The sequence below is a fragment of the Planktothrix sp. FACHB-1355 genome (assembly GCF_014748295.1).
GTDB lineage: Bacteria > Cyanobacteriota > Cyanobacteriia > Cyanobacteriales > Aerosakkonemataceae > Aerosakkonema > Aerosakkonema funiforme_A.
Map to the genome: position 1 here is coordinate 1 of NZ_JACJUP010000863.1, position 3,122 is coordinate 3,122.

At 45.0% G+C, this 3,122-nt stretch carries 1 protein-coding gene; it reads left to right on the top strand.

Going from position 1 to position 3,122, the window contains the following annotated elements:
* Positions 1-3,097: methionine synthase (gene metH, locus H6S82_RS26110; RefSeq protein ID WP_191056947.1), on the top strand; the 3,097-nt coding region annotated here is incomplete at its 5' end.
* Positions 3,098-3,122: the final 25 nt, after the last annotated feature.

Consider the following 3,122-nt stretch of genomic DNA (forward strand, 5'->3'; position numbering starts at 1 on the left):
TGACTTATTCATCGTGGAAACTTGCCAAGATGTGCTGCAAATCAAGGCGGCGCTGAATGCGATCGAAGATCTTTTCCAGAAAAAAGGTCAGCGCATTCCGCTGATGGTATCGGTAACAATGGAAACTACGGGTACAATGCTCGTCGGTTCCGATATCAGTGCGGTGTTGACGATTTTGCAACCTTATGCGATCGACATTCTCGGTTTGAACTGCGCCACCGGGCCAGATAGAATGGCCGAACACATCAAATATCTGTGCGAAAACTCCCCCTTCGTAGTTTCCTGCGTCCCCAACGCAGGTTTGCCCGAAAACATCGGCGGTCACGCACATTACAAACTCACCCCGATGGAATTACGGATGGCGCTGACCAAATTCGTAGAAGATTGGGGCGTGCAAGTCATCGGCGGTTGTTGCGGGACTCGCCCCGAACACATTCAAGCATTAGCAGAAATTGGTCAAACTCTCAAACCGAAAGAACGCCATCCCAGCTACGAACCATCCGCAGCATCCATTTATACCGCACAGCCCTACGAGCAAGATAACTCATTTTTGATTGTGGGCGAACGCCTCAACGCCAGCGGTTCTAAAAAGTGTCGCGACTTGCTAAACGCCGAAGATTGGGACGGATTGGTATCTTTAGCCAAAGCCCAAATGCGAGAAGGGGCGCACGTTCTCGACGTAAACGTGGATTACGTGGGACGGGATGGCGTGCGAGATATGCGGGAATTGGCATCAAGGCTAGTAACAAATGTTACTTTGCCGCTGATGTTGGACTCGACGGAATGGGAAAAAATGGAAGCGGGGCTGAAAGTTGTCGGGGGTAAGTGTATACTTAACTCGACCAACTATGAAGATGGCGAACCGCGTTTCTTTAAGGTTTTGGAGTTAGCGAAAAAATATGGTGCGGGGGTAGTAATCGGTACAATTGATGAAGATGGAATGGCGAGAACGGCAGAGAAAAAGTTTCAAATTGCCCAACGCGCCTATCGTCAAGCTGTAGAATACGGTATCCCACCTCAAGAAATCTTTTTCGATACTTTAGCATTACCAATTTCTACCGGAATTGAAGAAGATCGGGCAAACGGAAAAGCTACAATTGAATCTATCCGTCGCATCCGTCAAGAGTTACCGGGATGTCATATTTTGCTGGGTGTTTCTAACGTTTCATTCGGCTTAAATCCGGCGGCGAGAGTTGTGCTGAATTCCATGTTTCTGCACGAAGCAATGGCAGTGGGAATGGATGCAGCAATTGTCAGCGCCAGTAAGATTTTGCCGTTAGCGAAAATTGAACCGGAACATCAAGAAGTTTGTCGCAAATTAATTTATGACGAACGGCAATTTGAGGGGAATGTGTGCGTTTACGATCCTTTGGCAGAGTTAACCACGCTGTTTGAAGGGAAGACGACAAAACGCGATCGCACTGAAGACAATAACCTCCCCGTAGAAGAACGCCTCAAGCAACATATCATCGACGGCGAACGCATCGGCTTGGAAGAACAACTGAAAAAAGCACTAGAAAAATATCGTCCTCTCGATATTATCAATACCTTCTTGCTGGATGGGATGAAAGTTGTAGGCGAGTTGTTTGGATCGGGACAAATGCAATTACCTTTCGTATTGCAATCAGCCGAAACGATGAAAGCAGCAGTCGCCTACTTGGAACCTTTCATGGAAAAGCAAGAGGCGGGTAATAATGCGAAGGGAACCTTCATAATTGCTACTGTCAAAGGTGATGTTCACGATATTGGTAAAAACCTGGTGGATATCATCCTTTCCAATAACGGCTACAAAGTTGTTAACTTGGGAATTAAACAGCCAGTTGATAACATCATTGAAGCTTACGAAAAGCATAAAGCAGATTGCATTGCGATGAGTGGCTTGTTGGTAAAATCGACTGCGTTTATGAAGGATAATTTGGAGGTATTTAACGAACGGGGAATTACTGTACCAGTAATTTTAGGTGGTGCGGCGCTGACTCCCAAATTTGTCCATGATGATTGTCAGAATACCTATAAAGGTAAAGTGATTTATGGCAAAGATGCGTTTGCAGATTTGCATTTTATGGATAAATTGATGCCTGCTAAAGCTGCTGGAAATTGGGATGATTTGCAGGGATTTTTGAATGAAACCGCAGATGTAGGCGAAGCCTTCCCCGAAGGGGTACGCAGATTAACGCAGATTAAAGAGAAATCTGTGAGTGAGTCTAATGGTGATGTGGCAGTCAAGGAACCGCAGGAGGTTGATACCAGGCGTTCTGAGGCTGTTGCAGTGGAGATCGATCGCCCAACGCCGCCTTTCTGGGGAACGCAAATTTTACAGCCGGAAGATATCTCTTTAGAGGAGATTTTCTGGTATTTGGATTTGCAAGCTTTGATTGCTGGGCAATGGCAATTCCGCAAACCAAAAGAACAGTCAAGGGAAGAGTACGATGGATTTTTGGCTGAAAAGGTTTATCCTATTTTGCAACAGTGGAAGCAACGAGTTATTGAGGAAAAATTATTGCATCCTCAAGTAGTTTACGGTTATTTCCCTTGTCAATCTGAGGGTAATTCGCTACATATCTATGATGCAGAAGCATGGAAGAACGGGCAGAAAAAACAAGTTACTACATTCAACTTCCCCCGTCAAAAATCTTTGCGACGTTTGTGTATTGCCGATTTCTTTGCGCCTGTGGAAACTGGGCAGATTGATGTGTTTCCGATGCAAGCGGTAACTGTGGGAAATATTGCAACTGAGTTTGCACAGAAATTGTTTGCAGATAATCAATATACCGATTATTTGTATTTTCATGGTTTAGCTGTGCAAACTGCGGAAGCTTTGGCAGAATGGCTACACGCAAGAATTCGCCACGAGTTGGGTTTTGCTAATGAGGAACCTGATAATATTCGGGATATGCTTGCACAACGTTATCGCGGTTCTCGATATAGTTTTGGATATCCGGCTTGTCCGAATATTCAAGATCAGTATAAACAGTTGGAATTGTTGGGGGCTGAACGAATCAATCTTTATATGGATGAAAGCGAACAAATTTATCCCGAACAATCTACAACTGCGATTATCACCTATCACCCAGTCGCGAAATACTTCACCGCTTAATTAGTAGGGTTGGCTGTTGAGATCG